Origin of the sequence: Azospirillum soli, assembly GCF_017876165.1 — a bacterium.
Lineage (GTDB): Bacteria > Pseudomonadota > Alphaproteobacteria > Azospirillales > Azospirillaceae > Azospirillum > Azospirillum soli.
Map to the genome: position 1 here is coordinate 84,230 of NZ_JAGINQ010000006.1, position 16,868 is coordinate 101,097.

The window sequence follows — 16,868 nt, forward strand, 5'->3', positions numbered from 1 at the left end:
AAACTCAGGAGCCGCGCATCGTCGCCGGGACGGATGCGGGGGCCGACGACTGGGGGGATATCTTCGCCGACAGCGGGCGCACCGTCTTCTGATCGACCTTGCCCGCCGGCGTGGATTGCGGCGCGGGCGTGGATTGCGGCGCGTCGTCGTAGATGCCCGGATGGACGCGCACCGTGCCCTCCGGCTCCACGAAGGCGGTCCAGTAGACGAAGCGCACCGGCACCGCGTTCGGCAGGGCGATGGTCTTGGTCTTGCCGCTTTCCAGCTGGCGGTCGATGGCCGCCGAATCGACCTTGGCGGGGCGCAGCAGGGTTTCCGCCACCATCCGCGCGTCGGCCAGACGCACGCAGCCGGAGCTGGCGGCGCGCAGGTCGCGCTCGAACAGCCTCGGGTCGTTGGTACCGTGCAGGAAGATCCCCTCGCCGTTCGTCAGGTTGAAGCGGAACCGGCCGAGCGCGTTGTCGTCCCCCGGCCGCTGCACGATGCGGATGCGGTCCGGCGTGACCGACCACCAATTGACGGTCTCCGGCGCCACCTCGTTGCCGTCCAGATAGACAATGGCGTCCTTGATGCCGGAGTTGCCCTTCTTGCGCAGGATCGGCAGCTTGTCCTCGACCAGCACGGTCGGCGGCACCGTCCAGGTCGGGTTGACCGTGATGCTGGTCACCTTGTCCTGCAACAGCGGGGTTTGCCGGCTCGGCCGCCCGACCACCGCGCGCATGGTGAACTGAAGCTTGCCGCGCTCGACATAGGTCACGGTCTGGCTCGGCAGGTTGACCAGAATGACCGTGTCGGGAACGGTCGGCTGGAAGGCGCGCATGGACGTCACGGCCTTGCGCATCAGCGCCGCCGCCTGGGCCGGCGTGCGGTCCAGGGCCTGCCGCGTCACCTCGCCGACCTTGCCGTCGGGCATCAGCCCCTCGGCGATCTGGAAGGCGCGCACCGCCGCCTCGATGTTGTCGTCGAACGTGTCGGTGACGTGCTCCGGCGCCAGATGGCCAAGTTCGACCAGCCGGTTCGCCAGCCGCTGCACCCGGTCGGCGCTGCGCGAGCGCACCTGGATGATCAGCGGCGGCGGTGGGGGCAGAGCCGCCTCGACCACCGGCGCGCCAGCATCCGCCGGAGCCTCCGGCGAGGATGGCACCGCCACGGGAGCCGCCAGGGGAGGCACGGCAGGAGTCGCCGGCGGGACCACGGGAATGTCCGGCACGGCCGACGCGTCCGTCTCGCTCGGCTGGACCGGGCCGGGAGCGACGACATCCACCATGCCGCCGTCGCCCTTCTTCAGGACCAGACCGTAACCGACCCGCGTCGCTTTCACCTTTGGGGCGGTTTCCAGCTCCGTCGCGCGTTGCTCCAGCCGGGCGATCCAGCCGCCGACCAAGTCCCGGCCGGTGGCGGGGCCGGAAGCGGCCTCGGCCGACGAACCGAAGGGAAGCAGGATCAGGCCGGCGAGGAGGCCCACGGCCATCCCCGCCCGCAGACGGGGCCGGGCGTAGGTGCGAAGAGCGTTCAGCATATCCGGAGCATCCCACGCGCTGGTGAACATAGGGCTAACGACTTGGCCTGAACGGAGCCTTGACAGGCTCATCGGCGGTTCTCAGCTCTGCCCGCCGCAGTGGCATATGACAAGTGACATCGCGTGGCATCCTGCCCCGCTGTTGCATAATCGCGCCAGCGTAGCAGCAACAACACAGCATTGCGTTGGATGGCCCGGCCGGGGGCTTGAACTTTCGCGCGCGGCGAACATCCAACACATTCTTTTTTAACCGTCTCCGGCCTACTGGAAGCGACCACACACCTTCCGCCCCGGTCACCATCATGCCGCGTTCGCCGTTCGGTCTCGCACTGCCGCTCCTGCTGTCGCTTGCGCTCGCCGCCCCCCTGTCCGTCACCCCTGTGGACGCCCTGGCGAAAACCACCCAAACGCAAACTCAAAAAACGCAAGCCCACGCTCCGGCCAAGCGTACGGTCACCAAGACCACGACCACCAAAACGGCGGTCAAGACAAAGGCGAAGCCCAAGGCCCGGACGGTGGCCAGGGCCGCCGCCGTCAGTGCGGCCGGCGCGGCCGTGGGCGCGGCCGCGGGCAAGGGCTTCCAGCCCGTGCACGCCTATGTGCTGATGGACGCCCAGTCCGGCCGGGTCCTCGATTCCAGCAACGCGGACGTGGTCACCTACCCGGCATCTCTGACCAAGATGATGACGCTGCTGCTGACCTTCGAAGCGCTGGACCGTGGTGCGCTGCGCCTCGACCAGGAACTGCCGGTGTCGGTGCACGCGACGCGGCAGAAGCCTTCGCGCCTCAACGTCGCCGCCGGTTCGACCATCCGCGTCGAGGACGCGATTCTCGCCCTGACGGTGAAGTCCGCCAACGACGTCGCCGTCGTCCTGGCCGAGGCGCTGGGCGGCACCGAGGCCCAGTTCGCCGAGATGATGACCGCCAAGGCGCGCGCCCTCGGCATGACCAGCACCACCTTCCGCAACGCCTCGGGCCTGCCGAACAAGGAGCAGCGGACCACCGCGCGCGACATGGCCAAGCTGTCCAAGGCCGTCGTCAGCCTGCCGCAGCGCGACTACACCTACTTCAGCCGGACCCGCTTCGACTGGAACGGCACCACGGTCTCCGGCCACAACCGCCTGCTCGGCAAGGTCGAGGGCTACGACGGCATCAAGACCGGCTTCGTCAACGCCAGCGGCTTCAACCTCGCCGGCAGCGCCAGCCGCAACGGCCAGCGCCTGATCGCCGTGGTGCTCGGCGGCAGCACCGCCGTCGTCCGTGACCGCGAGGTCGCCGACCTGCTGGAAAAGGGCTTCAAGGGCACCGCGAAGCAGACCGTCGCCGCCTCCGACGCCAGCGCCGTCCGCTAACGCGAGGCCAGCGAGGCGATTGGTTTCAACCGATCGCCTTCTGCTTCGCCCGAAGCACGTCGAGCTTCGCTTCCAGCTTCCGGATCTTCTTGTCGAGCTTCCGGCGCCGCTTCAGGCCACCCTTGCCGACGGTGCCGCCCCGCGCACGGATCCGTTCGTTGATGGCGGCCTTCTCCTCGTCGGACAGGCGCTTCCACCCCTTCACTTCGGCCTTGGTGCGGAAGCAGCCGACACATTCGCCCGCGTCGAAGCGGCAAACCTTGGTGCAGGGGTTCCGGGTGTCCGTCTTGCCCACTCCAACCTCTATCGGCCCAACCTCTATCGGCGCACCCGCCCCGACAGGCAGGCGTCGCGCGCCCGATTGTCGAGATCGCTGACCCGCGCGTCAACCGGCCCTTCCGACCGGTAGCGTTCGACCGGCAGCGCCGCGCCCGCCTTGCTTCCTTCCCTGCGGTGCCAAGACAGCACGCAAGCGCACAGCCGCGCCGCGTCCACCGTGTCCGAGGCGTTGGCCGCCGCGAAGGGGCCGCCTTCGCAGGCCGCCAGGAATTCCCGGTTGTCCGCCGCGCGCCCGCCGTCCGACGGATCGCCGCCGAAGATCACGAAGGCGGCACCGCACACGAACAGGAACAACAGGAACAGGGAGCGGAATTGGCGGAACACCGGCTGGCCTTTTCTTTAGGGGCTTCTGATTGGGGAGCCTTCCTTTTGCACCAGTTCCGCGCCCTCGTGAACCCTTCCCACGCTTCCCATGTTTTTCGACGTGGGAGGATGCCGGATGACCACGCTCTTGCCGACCACCCCTTTGCACGACGCCGTATCGTCCTGGCTGGCGACCCTCGACGTGGTCGGGGACCGCCGCAGCGCCGGCCCCTACGCCTGGATGCGCGACGGGTTGGCCGACCTCGTGCCCATCGCGGAGGCCGCCGAACCGAGCCCTCTCCGGGACGCCGTGCTGAAACTGGCCGAGGCGTACGACGACGTGTGCGTGCTGGCCGCCGCCGGGCTTAACCTCACCGTCGAGACGCGCGGAGCCGCCGTCGAGCGCGTCGTCCGGCGCTTCGACAGCGTGGCGCGCCTCGTAGAAGAATGAGCGTCGAAGAATGAGCCCCCCTCACCCCGGCAAGCGCTGCCGCACCTCGAAGAACTCTTCCCACGGATCGCCTTTCGGCATGTCGCCGATGCCGTGGCGCAGCGCCGCCGGATCGTCGCCCAGCGCCTCCCACGCCAGCGGCAGCGCCACGGGCGCGCCGGGCCGCGCGCGGGTCGAATAGGGCGCGACCGCCGTAGCGCCCCGGCTGTTGCGCAGATGGTCGAGGAAGATCCGCCCTTCCCGAGCCTCTTTCAGGGGATTGGTCGTGTAGCGCTCCGGCTGTTCATCCGCCAGCCGCGCCGCCACGTCATGGGCGAACTCCTTCACCGCATCCCAACCGGCGCGCGGCTCCACCGGGACCACCACATGCAGCCCCTTGCCTCCGGTTGTCTTGACGAAGCTCTGCAACCCCAGCCCGTCCAGTGCTGCGCGAATCGCCCGCGCGCCCTCCACCACATGCGCCCAGGGCACGCCGTCGTCCGGGTCGAAGTCGAAGACGATGCGGTCCGGCCGCTCCAGATCGTCAACCGTCGCACCCCAGGGATGAAGCTCCAGAACGCCCATCTGCACCAGCGCGACGAGGCCGCTCGCGTCGTCCACCGCCAGCCACTCGTCATCCCCGTCGCGCACCCGCCGCACCGCCTTGGGCAATCCGGCCCACGGGTGCTTCTGGACGAAACAGGCCTTTTCATTCCCCGACGGGCAACGCACCAGAGTCAGCGGCCGGTTCGCCACATGCGGCAGGATGCGGCCGGCGATGCCGGCGTAATAGGCCGCCAGATCGCCCTTGGTGATCCCTTGCGTCCGCCACAGCACCCGCTCCGGGTGGGTCAAAGTGATTCCGGCAATCTCCATAATCGGGCAACACCGGACACGGCAAAACTGATCCGAGGGGGTTGCAGGAATTCCGTTTGCCGACAGCCGCCGGTCGCACCAGACTGGCCGCATGCCACATTCCCCAGTTTCGCCCGCGCGGGCGCAGGCCGTCCCCTTCGCCGAGTTCGTCGCCCTCATCGCTCTGCTGATGGCGCTGACGGCGCTGTCCATCGACATCATGCTAGTCGCGCTGCCGGACATCGTGCGGTCCTACGGGGTGACCGGGGCGAACGACCGGCAGCTGGTCGTCACCGCCTACATGCTGGGCTTCGCCACCGGACAGCCCTTCCATGGCCCCCTATCCGACCGTTTCGGGCGCAAGCCGGTGCTGGCCGTCGGGCTGGTCATCTTCGCCATCGGGTCGCTGTGCGCCGCCGTCGCCCCCAGCTTCGCCACGATGCTCGCCGCGCGCGCCCTCCAGGGGTTCGGCGCGGCAGCCCCGCGCATCGTCGCCATCGCCATCGTGCGCGACCGCTTCGTCGGGCGCGAGATGGCGCGGGTGATGTCCTTCGCCATGATGATCTTCATCATCGTGCCCGTCATCGCTCCGGCTCTGGGTGAGGGCATCCTGCATCTCGGCGCATGGCCCTGGATCTTCGGCGTTCTGTTCCTGGCCGCCGTCACCGCCTTCGCCTGGTCGATGCTGCGCCTGACGGAGACCCGCCCGGCGGAAGACCGCATGCCGCTGTCCGGGACCGCCCTCGGCCATGCCTTTGGCAAGGTGGTGGGGAATCGCGTGACGCTGGGTTACACGGTCGCCATGGGCTTCATGTTCGGCGGCCTACTCAGCTACGTCGGCAGCGCCCAGCAGATCTTCGTGGACGTCTATGAGCTGGGCGACCTGTTCCCGCTGGCCTTCGGCTCCATCGCCGCCGTCATGGCGCTGGCGTCGCTGACCAACGCGCGGCTGGTCGGGCGGCTCGGCATGCGCCGGGTGTCGCACACGGCGCTGCTCGCCCAGGTCGCCGCCTGCGCCGTCGTGGCAGTCCTCGGCTTTCCCGAACAGCCGCCCCTGATCGCGCTTGGCGCCTTCATGTCCGTCATCTTCTTCTGCTTCGGCCTGATCGCGCCGAACTTCAACGCCATGGCCATGGAACCGCTCGGCCACGTGGCGGGCATGGGGTCGTCCTTCATCGGCTTCTACACCACGGCGGCGGGTGCCTTCGTCGGTTGGTTGATCGGCCAGTCCTTCGACGGGACCGTTCGGCCGCTGACCATCGGCTTCGCCTGTCTGGGCGTGCTGGCGCTGCTGACCGTCCTGGCGACCGAGCGCGGCAAGCTGATGCAGCCGCACCACGGTCCGTAAATCCATTCCGGACACCGGCCAAAGGTCAGAGGAACCGGCCCTTTGTGCTGGTATTGCCGAGGATTAGAGGTGTGTCACACTGACGCGGAGTGAAGGCATCGAAAGGCGTCCTTATGGAAAGCCGTCGCAATCCGCCGCCCAATCATCCACCGAGGCACATCGTCCTCACCTCTCACCCCGGCGGGGCGAAGCCGCGCTACACGCCGGTGCACTGGGGGGCCGCCTCGGCGGCGGAGCGCGGGCCGGTGGTAGCCTCGCTCTCCGACCCGGCCCGGCGCAACGCCATCGGCGCGCACGCCGGCAGCTACGCCGTCTACCGCGCCCTGGCCGTGGCCGCCGGCCAGCTCAGCGCCTACCACGTGCCGGACCTGACCAACACCGCGCCGGCCGAGCCCATCGGCCCGCACCCGCAGTGGTTCGACCCGGACCGGATCGTCTCCATCGATCCCTTCGGCCACATGGTCAGCGAGGCGTTCGGCGACCATCTGGACCGTGGCGTGGACGTGCGCCCGACCATCGCGGTGACCAAGGCCCGCATCAAGATCCCCGAATTGGCCGACGCCATGAAGGCGGGCCGCCTCGCCGCCGACGGCCAGATCCTTCTCCCCAGCGGCGACGCCCGCGTCACCAAGATCGCCATCGAGCCGGTGTGGTTCCTGCCCGGCGTCGCCAAGCGCTTCGGCATCACCGAAACCGCCCTGCGGCGCGGCCTGTTCGAGCACACCGGCGGCATGTTCCCCGAACTGGTGACGCGCACCGACCTGAAGGTCTTCCTGCCGCCGATCAATGGCCTGACCGTCTACATGCTGGGCGACATCGCGGCGATCACCGACCCGGCGCGCAAGGTCGCCTGCCGCGTGCACGACGAATGCAACGGGTCGGACGTGTTCGGCTCCGACATCTGCACCTGCCGCCCCTACCTGACCCACGGCATCGAGGAGTGCATCCGCACCGCCCAGGACAACGGCGTAGGACTGATCGTCTACAACCGCAAGGAAGGCCGCGCGCTGGGCGAGGTGACCAAGTTCCTCGTCTACAACGCCCGCAAGCGTCAGCCCGGGGGCGACCGCGCCGAGGCCTATTTCGAGCGCACGGAATGCGTGGCCGGCGTCCAGGACATGCGCTTCCAGGAGCTGATGCCCGACGTCTTCCACTGGCTGGGCGTCACCCGCATCGACCGCATGGTCTCGATGAGCAATATGAAGTCCGACGCGATCCGCCGCGCCGGGATCGAAATCGTCGAGCAGATCCCCATCCCCGACGAGTTGATCCCCGACGACGCCAAGGTGGAGATGGACGCCAAGAAGGCCGCCGGCTACTTCACCCCCGCCGTGCCCACGGCGGAGGAACTGACCGTCGCCAAAGGCCGGGGGCTGAAGGATTGAGCGCCCAGCCTGATGCCGCCGCGTATCTCCTGTCCGCCGACGCGGTGCGGGAGCGCGCCCACGCCCTTCTGGCTGAAGCGGAAGCCAGCCGTCTGACGCATTTCGACCTGCACCTTGATCGCTTAGGCGATGCCGCTGACCTCGTCGCGCGGGTCACGCGCGAGACCTACCCCGACCTGAACGTCCCCTACCACAGCCGCTGGCGGCACTTCGTCGTGGCCGGCGAGGACCGTTGGGCGACGCTCGCGAAGCGGCTCGACCTTGTGGACCGGGAGGAATTGGCGCGCATCCGTTTTGACTTGGCGGTCACCAGCGTGCTGCTGGATGCCGGTGCCGGCGAGCGCTGGCGGTACCGCGACAGCAACGGGAACGAGTTGGCCCGCTCCGAAGGGCTGGCGGTCGCCAGCTTCGACCTGTTCCGAACAGGGGGGTTCTCAAACGATCCCGCATTCCTGCCGTTGCGTGCGGACGCGAAGGCGTTGCTTCACGTTGATGAAGCAAGGTTGGCTCACGCCTTCCAGGTCACCACCGACAACCCGCTGGTCGGGCTGGAGGGCCGCGCCGCCCTGCTCCGCCGCCTGGGCGAGGCGCTGACCTCGGCCCCGGACCTGTTCGGCACCCCCGGCCGCGTCGGCACCCTCTACGACGCGCTGAAAGCGCGCGCCACCAACGGGGAACTCCCAGCTCAGGCCATCCTGGACGCGGTGCTGCGCGGCCTCGGCCCCATCTGGCCGGGCCGGATCGAACTGGACGGCGTCAATCTCGGCGACGTCTGGCGCCACTCCGCCATCGGTCTCGTTCCCTTCCACAAGCTGTCGCAATGGCTCAGCTATTCCCTCGTGGAGCCGCTGGAGGATGTTGGCATCCGCGTCACCGGGCTGGACCGGCTGACCGGCCTGCCCGAGTACCGCAACGGCGGCCTGTTCGTGGACACCGGCGTCCTCACGCCGAAGGATCCCCGCATGCTGACCGACGCCCTGGAGGTCGGCGTCGAGGCGGTGGTCGAATGGCGGGCGCTCACCGTCGCCCTGCTCGACCGCCTCGCCGATCAGGTCCGCGCGCGCCTGAACCTGCCCGCCGACGCTTTCCCCCCCGCCAAGGTCCTGCAAGGCGGCAGTTGGGCCGCCGGCCGCCTGATCGCCCGCCGGCTCCGCCCGGACGGAGGCCCGCCAATCCGCATCCGCAGTGACGGCACCGTGTTCTGACGAAACTTGCGAAAAGGTCGCCCATGCCCATACCGACGCTCACCGTCATCGACCATCCCCTGGTCCAGCACAAGCTGACCCTGCTGCGCCGCAAGGAGACCCCCACGGCCCGCTTTCAGGAGGTGATGCGGGAGCTGTCGCAGCTGATGGGCTATGAACTGACGCGCGACCTGCCGCTCGAAGAATGCCCGGTTGAAACGCCGCTGACCAGCTTCGACGCGCCCCTCCTGACCGGCAAGAAGCTCTGCCTCGTTTCCATCATGCGGGCCGGGCAAGGCATGCTGGATGGCATGCGCGCCCTGCTGCCCTCGGCCCGCATCGGCCACATCGGCCTTTACCGCGACCAGGAAACCCTAACCCCCGTCGAATACTTCTTCAAGGTGCCGGAGGACATCGAGGAACGGCTGGTCATCCTGCTCGATCCCATGCTTGCCACCGGGCACACGGCGACGGCGGCCGTGCACCGGTTGAGGGAAGCGGGTGCGGTGTCCATCAAGCTGGCGATCCTCGTCGCCGCTCCGGAAGGGCTGCGGAACTTCCACGACGCGCACCCCGACGTGCCCGTCTACGCCGCCGCCGTGGATTCAAGGCTGGACGAGAACGGCTACATCCTGCCCGGCCTCGGCGACGCGGGCGATCGCCTTTACGGCACGCGCTGAATCCAACGTCCGGTTGATCGAATCTGTCAACAGGCACAGGCGACAGAACAATCGTCCGGTCTCCGCATCGACTTTATGCAACGGTTCAGTTCCGGCGAGAAACACTGTAATCTCAACGCCGGTGAAGACACGGGCAAACGCGGACGATGCTTACCCCCAGCGACGAACGATTGCCCATCCTGCGCTTCGACAGCAGCACCGCGCCGACCCGGGAGGCGTTTGATCTCTGGCATGACCAGATGGCGCTGATCTTCGACGTGGAGGTGATCGACCATGACAACGATCACGGCTTTCACGGCGTCCTGGAGACCTTCCATCTCGGCAGCCTTCTGCTGGGGCGCTGCGAGTCGGTCACCCAGCGCTTCACGCGGCCTCCCCGGCTCATTGGGCACAGCGGGCTGGACCATTATCTGATCCAGTTCATCGAACGGGGCGGGTCCGGCGGACGGATGGGCGGCCGCGAGATGCAGGCCCACGCCGGCGACGTGACCATCATCGATCTCGCGCAGCCGACCACCACCATCGACAGCGATTTCTCGACTCTCACCCTCTGCATCCCGCGCGAGGTGCTGGCGCCGCTGATGTCTTCCCCCGACGCGCTGCACGGCGTTGTGCTGCCGGCCGCCAGCCCCACGGGTTCGCTGCTGGGCACCCATATCCAATCCCTCTACAAGGCGGCAAATTCCCTGTCCGCCCGCGACGCCATGGCGGTCGCCCGTGGCTCGGCGGCCTTCGTCGCCGGTTGCCTGGGACCGGCGCTGGACGCGCTCGACCTCGTGCTGCCGGCAATGCGGACCAACCGGCTGAACAGCATCAAGCGCTACATCGAGGACAATCTCGCCAACCCGGAGCTGGACGCGGCGCTCATCGCGCAGGCAGCCGGACTGTCGCGCCCGACGCTTTACCGGCTGTTCGAACCGATGGGGGGTGTGGCCGCCTATGTCCTGCAGCGCCGCCTGTCTCGAGCCGTCGCCGACCTGATGAATCCGAACGAGCGCCGACGGATCGTGGACATCGCCCACCATTGGGGCTTCAGTTCGGAGACGGCGTTCAGCCGGGCCTTCCGCACCGCCTTTGGGCTGTCGCCCCGCGACGCGCGCAACGCCCGTGGTCAGCCACGGGCCGGGCAGCCCCAGGGGGCCGACCCGGCCGACGAATTCAAGCGTTGGTTCCGCACGCTTGCGGCGCTGTAGCCGCTCGACGCTTCGGGTAGCGCCATCCCCTCATTGCACGTTTGAGACGGCAAGTTTGAGACGCTGTGCCAAGTCTTTGAGACGCGGCGGCGGGCGAAGATTCGGCACGGTTGTTATCGTGGCGTTTCTTTGCCCGCAACCCGGCGGGGCATCGGACGACCGGTGAGGCCACTCGCTCCCGTCCGGGACCTCGCCCCTATCGTCCAGCCCCGCCATGCACGACACCGCCACCAATCCCGACTCGTTCCAGACCGGCTCCCGGATCGGTCCCGCGCGCTCCATCCTCATCGCGGATCGCGAACTGGAGAACGTCGGCCACCTGCTGGACGGGTTGAAAGGTGGCGTCGAGCTGCGTTTCCTCGGCCAGGACGAGACGCCGGTAAGCGCCCTGAAAAGCGCGTTGGGCGAGGACGGGGTGAAGGCCGTCCACCTTCTGGGCCACGGCGCGCCCGGCCGGATGGTCTTTCCGTCCGGCATTCTCGACGCCGCCTCCCTGACGGAGATTCCCGCCGGGACCGGACGCGGGGTGGAGGTGGTCCTCTACGGGTGCCGCACCGGCGCGGGTGCGCCGGGCCGCGCCCTGCTCGACGCGGTCGCGCGGCACACAGGGGCGCCGGTCCGCGCTGCCACGCACTGGGTCGGCAGCGCCGCGAAGGGCGGTTCCTGGCGGCTCGACGCCCGGCGCGGCCGGCCGACCGAAGCCGTCGCCTTTTCCGAAGCGGCCACCGCGCGCTACCCCCACCTGCTGGACAGCGACCCCTACGCCACCGTCAACCCGCTGACCACCAGCGACACGTCGCCGACCCTGACCGGGACCGTCGGCAATCAGGGGAGCCTGGCGCTCATCGTCGCCGTCAATGGGACGGATTACAGGATCACGCCGACCGGCTCGACCTGGAGCCTCGATCTGCCGGAAGGGATCATCGGCCCCGACCGGCTGCAGGTGGACGTGGTCGTCTCCCTCTTCGACGAGATCGACGGGATCTGGATGGAGGCCGACCGGCAAGCCCTGCGGTACGACGCGACGCCGGCCTATGTGACCCTCACCTCGCCGACCCTGACCAACGACGCCACGCCGACCCTGTGGGGCTATACCGAATACAACTCCACGGTCACGGTCACGGTCGGTGGTGCCACCTACAGCCTGTTCGTCCCGGGAAGCCCGTTCACGCCCGACCGGGCGTGGTCTCTCGATCTCGGCAGTGCCACGCCGTCTTCCGGCACACTGTCGCTCGACACGAACGGGCCCAACACCGTTACGCTTCAGGCCGTTGACCAAGCGGGCAATCCCTCCCCGGAAGAGACCATCACCCTGACCATCGACACCACGCCGCCGTCCGTCAGCATCGGAACGGTCGCTGGGGATGACCGGATCAACGGCGTCGAGGATGACGATGCCGTCGCCGTTTCCGGCACCACGACCGGGGCCGAGGCCGGTCGGACGGTAACCGTCCGCGTCGGTTCGGTCGTGAGGACGGGGACCGTCGCGGCCGACGGGACCTGGACGGCCTCCCTGCTCTCCGCCGATCTGGCCGGCCTGTCCGAAGGCACGCTGACCGTCACCGCCGACGTGAGCGACGCGGCCGGCAACGCCGCCACCCAGGCGAGCCGGACCGTCCTTTACGACCGCACCGCGCCGACGACGACGATCAGCGGCATCGCCCTGTCGCAGGACACCGGCAGCCTGACCGACGATTTCGTGACCGCGACCGCGCTCCAGACCGTCACCGCCACTCTGTTGTCCGCCCTGCAGACGGGCGAGGCGCTTTATGGCTCGACCGATGGCGGAACGACCTGGACCGACGTCAGTGCCTTCGTGACGGACAAGGCGATCGCCTGGACGGGCGCGACCCTGTCGGGCAGTTCCTCGCTGCAATTCCGGGTCAGCGACACCGCCGGGAACCATGCCCCCGTGGCCATCCAGGACTATCGGCTGGACGACACGGCGCCGACCCTCGACACGGCGGCCGGCCAAGTGTCCGGCGGCAGCCTGACCCTGAACTTCAGCGAAGCCGTGATCCTTCCCGACGATCCGGCCGCGAAGACCGCCGGCATGTCGGTGACGGTGGCGGGACAGACCGTCGCCATCACCGACGTGGCCGGATCGGGAAGCCGGACCCTGACCCTGACGCTGGCGACCCCCACCACGGCCGGGCAGGCTGCCACCTTCACCTATGACCCGGCGGCAACCGGCAGCGGGCTGAGCGACACGGCGGGCAACGAGGCCGCCGCGATCTCCGCGACCCTCGCCAACGTCCTTCCTCCGCCGCCCCCTCCTCCTCCTCCTCCTCCTCCGCCTCCACCACCGCCACCCTCGGACAGCGGTGGTTCCACCACGACGATCGGCGGGGTTCCGGTGACCACGGTCAGGACCACGAACGCGGACGGCTCCACCACCCAGACCCTTTCCGTTCCCCCGACCGCCACCGGCGCGGCTCCGGTCATTCCGCTGGTGTCCTCGGATGGAGCGTCGCTGACGGCCCAACTGCCGGCCGGATTCGGATTGCAGGTCACGGGCTCTGCGACGCCGCAGTCCGCCGACGCGGCGAAGGCCGGCCTGAAGCGTCAGTTGGAAACCCTGACCTCCGGGACGGCGGGCGCCGAGGAACTGGCCGGGGAGAATTCGGGCTTCCTAAACAGCCTGCCGAGCACCGGCGCCGTGCTGGTGCAGACCCTGACGCCGACCGTGACGGGAGGCGCCACGCCCGGCGCCCCCTTGGTCATCAGCGGCAGCGCGACCGCCAGCGGCACGCCGACCGCTTTGCTGATCGACACGCGCAACCTGCCGCCGGGCACCGTGCTTGAACTCCAGAACGTCGCGTTCGCGGCGGTGATCGGCAACGTCCAAGTGGCCGGCGGCGAGGGATCGCAGAATGTCTGGGGCGACGGCGCCACCCAGTACATCGTTCTGGGCGCCGACGACGACACGCTGCATGGCGGCGGCGGCGACGATTTCATCGGGTCGAAGACCGGCAACGACCTGCTGTACGGCGACCAGGGCAACGACACCGTCCAGGGCGGGGAGGATCACGACACCCTGTTCGGCGGCAGCGACAACGACCTGATCTTCGGCAATCAGGGCAGCGACCTGCTGCTGGGCAACATGGGCGCCGATACGCTGTACGGAGGGCGGGACAACGACACGCTCCACGGCGGACGGGACGACGACCAACTGAGTGGCGACCTGGGCGATGACTGGCTGTCCGGCGACCAAGGGAACGACACGGCCTTTGCCGGAGACGGCCAGGACACGCTTCTGGGTGGCGACGGCGACGACGTGGCGTTCGGCAACATGGGCAGCGACCTGCTGCTCGGAAACGCGGGCGCCGACACGCTTTATGGAGGAATGGGGGCCGACATCCTGTTCGGTGGCCAGGACAATGACCTTCTGTTCGGTGATGTCGGCGACGACGTGCTTCACGGCGATGCCGGCAACGACACGCTGACGGGCGGTGCCGGCGCCGACCTGTTCGTCTTCGCGGCCGGCGGCACCGGGCATGATGTCGTCACCGATTTCAACGCCGCCGAGGGCGACCGCATCCGGCTATCCGCCGGAACTACCTACAGCGTCGGCGCGGACGCCGCCGGCAATGCAGTGATCGTGTTCTCAACCACCGACGACGTGGTGTTGCGTGGAATCGGGGCCGCGCAGGTTTCCGCCGGTTGGTTCCTGGTGGGCTGATCCGCGCGGACAACCCGTTTCAGGCTGCCTTGAGGTGATATGCGTGTTTCCAAGACGCGGATTGCACGGGCCTGATTGAATTCAGAATAAACCCGCGCAATCCGTGTCAGTGTTGTGACCGGTTTCGCAGCTTACGCCCGCTTGGACCAGCCCGGCGCCGGGAAGACCGGCTCCATCTCGGCCGAGCCCTTGGGCAGGACCACGGTCGGGCGCTGGTTACGGTTCTGCACGCAGGCCGAAATGAGCTGCGTGTTCTGCCCCTTTTCGTCGAAGGTGATGGCCGGGCCGACCATCATCTTGTCCTTCAGGTTGGTCTGGCGCAGCGCGGTCAGCAGGGTCGCCGGATCGGCCGAGCCCGCGCGCTTGAAGGCGTCGGCGGCGACGAGGATGGCCTCCAGCGTGAAGGCGACGTTGAAGGCGTAGCCCTCGAACCGGTCGTTCGGGTACTGCTTCTTGAAGGCGGCCTCGACGCGCTTGGTCAGCTCGGCCTTCGGATCGTACCAGGGCAGGTTGGTCATCGCGAAGTCCGCGTACTTGCCCAGCACCTTGTAGAATTGCTCGTCATAGAGGCCGGGCGAGCCGGGGGAAACGATGCCCTTGGGCTCCCACCGCTGCTTGACCATCTCGCGCACCATCATGATGGCGTCGTTGGCGCGGGTCGTGACGATGGCGAGATCGGCGCCGGTCGCCTTGGCCTTCGCCACCTCGACCGCGAGATCCTGCGCCTTGGGGTCGTAGGAGATCGACTCCAGGATGGTGAAGGGCATGTCCAGCTTGGGGAACAGGGCGTCCAGCGCCTGCTTGTTCGCCATGCCGAAGGTGTCGTTGGCGTGCAGGAACACCGCCGACTTCGGCGTCGTGCCGGTCGCCGCGAACAGGTCCTTCATCAGCGCCAGACCGTTCGTCACCAGCATGGTGGAGGTCGGGAAGTTGCGGAAGACCGTCTTGTAGCCCTGCTCGGTCAGGCGGTCGGCGGCGGCGATGTTCATCACCAGCGGGACGCCGCGCTGCTCGCACACCTGGGCGGCGGCGGCGGTCTGGCCGCTGTCGAAGGCGCCGACGATCACGTTGGCCCCGTCGTTGATCAGCTTCTCCGCGCGCGAACGCGCCACGTCCACGTTCGATTCGGTGTCGGCCAACAGGATCTCCACCTTGTGGCCAAGTTCGCCGAGCACGGCCGGCGCGATGTCGGCGCCGCGCTGGCAAGCCTGCCCCGCCTGGGCGAGGTGGCCGGAACGCGGCAGCAGCACGCCGACCTTCAGCGTCGTGCCCTGCGCAAAGGCCGGCGCCCGGCCGAAGGCGGTCAGCGCGCCCACCGCGGCGGCAGCGGTGCCGAACTGGCGGCGGGTGAGTCCTCCCGTGTTCGTGAAGTTGCTCGTGCTGTCGTTCTTCATTGTCGGGCGTTTCCCTGCGGCGTGTTTGCAAAACCGATCATTTCGCGCGCGGCACCCGCTGTCAAAGCGGAATGTCAAAGCGGAACCCCGTCATGATGCGACGCAGCACCTTGGGCGGGACCTTCGGGCGTCCGGAACTGTTTCAACACTGACGATCTCACCGCCAGACGCCCGACCATGCCGCCGCGCGCCCTCCCCGTGACCGCCGACAAGGAGCCCTTCGACATCGACGAGGCGTTCCGCCGCCTGCGCCAAGCGGTCGCCGATCTGCCGAAGGCGGCCATGTTCGCGTTGCGCGACCGGGGCTACGACAGTCCGTTCGAACAGCTGGTCGGCAGCCTGATCTCCGCCCGCACTCGCGACGAGACGACGGTCGCCGTCTGCGAGCGGCTGTTCGCCGTGGCGCGCACGCCGGCCGACATGGCCGCGCTGCCGGAAGCGGAACTGATCCGGCTGCTGAACGGCGCGACCTTTCCGGAGCCGAAGGCGCGCGACATCCTTGCCCTGTCGCACCGCATCGTCGCGGAGCATGGCGGCGCCGTCCCCGACACGCTGGAAGAGCTGATGGCCTTTCACGGAGTCGGCCCGAAGATCGCGGCGCTGACCATGGCCGTGGGATTCGGCATGCCGGCGGTAGCGGTGGACGTGCACGTGCACCGGATCACCAACCGCTGGGGCTTCGTCGCCGCGCCGACGCCGGAGCGCACCATGGTCGCGCTGATGGCGACGCTGCCCCGCCACTACTGGGTCGAGATCAACGAGCGGCTGGTGCCCTTCGGCAAATGGATCTGCACCGGGGAGCGCCCGCGCTGCTCCACCTGCCTGATGTTGTCCATGTGCCGGCAGGTCGGCGTGACGACGCACCGCTGATACCCGTTTCTTGACGCACATCATCGCGCTTGCGGTAGAAAGGCCGTCTTTTCCGGCTGTCCACCCGTTCAAGGAAACGCGCGATGATCCTGTACGCCCTGCGCTGCGAGTGCGGCCACGAGTTCGACCAGTGGTTTGACAACATGGCCGACTACGACGCCAAGAAGGCCTCCGGCCTGAACTGCCCGTCCTGCGGCGGCACCAGCGTGTCCAAGGCAATCATGGCGCCGCGCGTCGGCAAGGCGCAGGCCGCCCCCGCCCCGATGCACGCCTGCAATCCGGTCGGTTGCGGCAATTCCATGTGCCCAATGGCGCAAATGGCCTGACGGCCATC

At 68.4% G+C, this 16,868-nt stretch carries 15 protein-coding genes; 10 read left to right on the forward strand and 5 right to left on the reverse strand.

The genetic code is table 11. From position 1 onward, the window contains the following. Window positions 1-4: 4 nt before the first annotated feature. Window positions 5-1,519 (reverse strand): L,D-transpeptidase family protein, encoded by a 1,515-nt coding sequence (locus J2852_RS11550; RefSeq protein ID WP_209875458.1) that lies wholly within the window; start codon window positions 1,517-1,519, stop codon window positions 5-7. A 302-nt stretch (window positions 1,520-1,821) separates the two neighbouring features. Between J2852_RS11550 and J2852_RS11555 the strand changes: the two genes are divergently transcribed. Continuing rightward, window positions 1,822-2,871: a D-alanyl-D-alanine carboxypeptidase family protein gene (locus J2852_RS11555; protein WP_209875460.1), complete on the forward strand. Its 1,050-nt coding sequence runs from the start codon at window positions 1,822-1,824 to the stop codon at window positions 2,869-2,871. Window positions 2,872-2,896: 25 nt separating this feature from the next. Here the strand turns inward: J2852_RS11555 and J2852_RS11560 are convergent, their stop codons facing one another. Further along, window positions 2,897-3,166, reverse strand: coding sequence for a DUF1289 domain-containing protein (locus J2852_RS11560; RefSeq protein WP_209875462.1), 270 nt, complete (start codon window positions 3,164-3,166; stop codon window positions 2,897-2,899). 23 nt (window positions 3,167-3,189) lie between these two features. Continuing rightward, window positions 3,190-3,534 carry a hypothetical protein gene (locus tag J2852_RS11565; RefSeq protein ID WP_209875464.1) on the reverse strand — a complete coding sequence of 115 codons (345 nt, stop codon included), beginning with the start codon at window positions 3,532-3,534 and terminating at the stop codon, window positions 3,190-3,192. A gap of 115 nt (window positions 3,535-3,649) precedes the next feature. Here J2852_RS11565 and J2852_RS11570 point away from each other — a divergent pair, with 115 nt between their 5' ends. Further along, entirely contained in the window at window positions 3,650-3,964 is a 315-nt protein-coding gene (locus tag J2852_RS11570; protein WP_209875466.1) for a hypothetical protein, read from the forward strand. A gap of 21 nt (window positions 3,965-3,985) precedes the next feature. Here the strand turns inward: J2852_RS11570 and ligD are convergent, their stop codons facing one another. Further along, a complete protein-coding gene (ligD, locus tag J2852_RS11575; RefSeq protein WP_209875468.1) occupies window positions 3,986-4,819 on the reverse strand; it encodes a non-homologous end-joining DNA ligase in 834 nt (277 codons plus the stop codon). 91 nt (window positions 4,820-4,910) lie between these two features. Here ligD and J2852_RS11580 point away from each other — a divergent pair, with 91 nt between their 5' ends. From J2852_RS11580 to J2852_RS11605, 6 genes are all read left to right on the forward strand, one after another. Then, the gene (locus J2852_RS11580; protein WP_209875470.1) at window positions 4,911-6,146 is read left to right on the forward strand and encodes a multidrug effflux MFS transporter; all 1,236 of its coding nucleotides are present in this window, start codon (window positions 4,911-4,913) and stop codon (window positions 6,144-6,146) included. A gap of 113 nt (window positions 6,147-6,259) precedes the next feature. Continuing rightward, window positions 6,260-7,531, forward strand: coding sequence for a GTP cyclohydrolase II (locus J2852_RS11585; RefSeq protein ID WP_209875472.1), 1,272 nt, complete (start codon window positions 6,260-6,262; stop codon window positions 7,529-7,531). After that, a complete protein-coding gene (locus J2852_RS11590) occupies window positions 7,528-8,736 on the forward strand; it encodes a URC4/urg3 family protein (RefSeq protein WP_209875474.1) in 1,209 nt (402 codons plus the stop codon). Before J2852_RS11585 ends, J2852_RS11590 begins: the two co-directional genes overlap by 4 nt. A 23-nt stretch (window positions 8,737-8,759) precedes the next feature. Continuing rightward, window positions 8,760-9,395 carry a uracil phosphoribosyltransferase gene (upp, locus tag J2852_RS11595; protein WP_209875476.1) on the forward strand — a complete coding sequence of 212 codons (636 nt, stop codon included), beginning with the start codon at window positions 8,760-8,762 and terminating at the stop codon, window positions 9,393-9,395. Between the two features lie 146 nt (window positions 9,396-9,541). Continuing rightward, a complete protein-coding gene (locus J2852_RS11600) occupies window positions 9,542-10,588 on the forward strand; it encodes an AraC-like ligand-binding domain-containing protein (protein WP_209875478.1) in 1,047 nt (348 codons plus the stop codon). Window positions 10,589-10,802: 214 nt separating this feature from the next. Next, complete coding sequence (locus J2852_RS11605; protein ID WP_209875480.1) at window positions 10,803-14,270, forward strand: DUF4347 domain-containing protein; 3,468 nt, start codon at window positions 10,803-10,805, stop codon at window positions 14,268-14,270. Between the two features lie 131 nt (window positions 14,271-14,401). Here J2852_RS11605 and J2852_RS11610 read toward each other — a convergent pair whose 3' ends face one another. Next, complete coding sequence (locus J2852_RS11610) at window positions 14,402-15,664, reverse strand: ABC transporter substrate-binding protein (RefSeq protein WP_209875482.1); 1,263 nt, start codon at window positions 15,662-15,664, stop codon at window positions 14,402-14,404. 177 nt (window positions 15,665-15,841) lie between these two features. On the opposite strand from J2852_RS11610, the gene J2852_RS11615 reads away from it, so the two are divergent. Further along, on the forward strand, window positions 15,842-16,534 hold the full coding sequence (locus J2852_RS11615) for an endonuclease III domain-containing protein (protein ID WP_209875484.1): 693 nt from the start codon (window positions 15,842-15,844) through the stop codon (window positions 16,532-16,534). A gap of 83 nt (window positions 16,535-16,617) precedes the next feature. Further along, the gene (locus tag J2852_RS11620; protein WP_209875486.1) at window positions 16,618-16,860 is read left to right on the forward strand and encodes a DUF1178 family protein; all 243 of its coding nucleotides are present in this window, start codon (window positions 16,618-16,620) and stop codon (window positions 16,858-16,860) included. Window positions 16,861-16,868 lie beyond the last annotated feature (8 nt).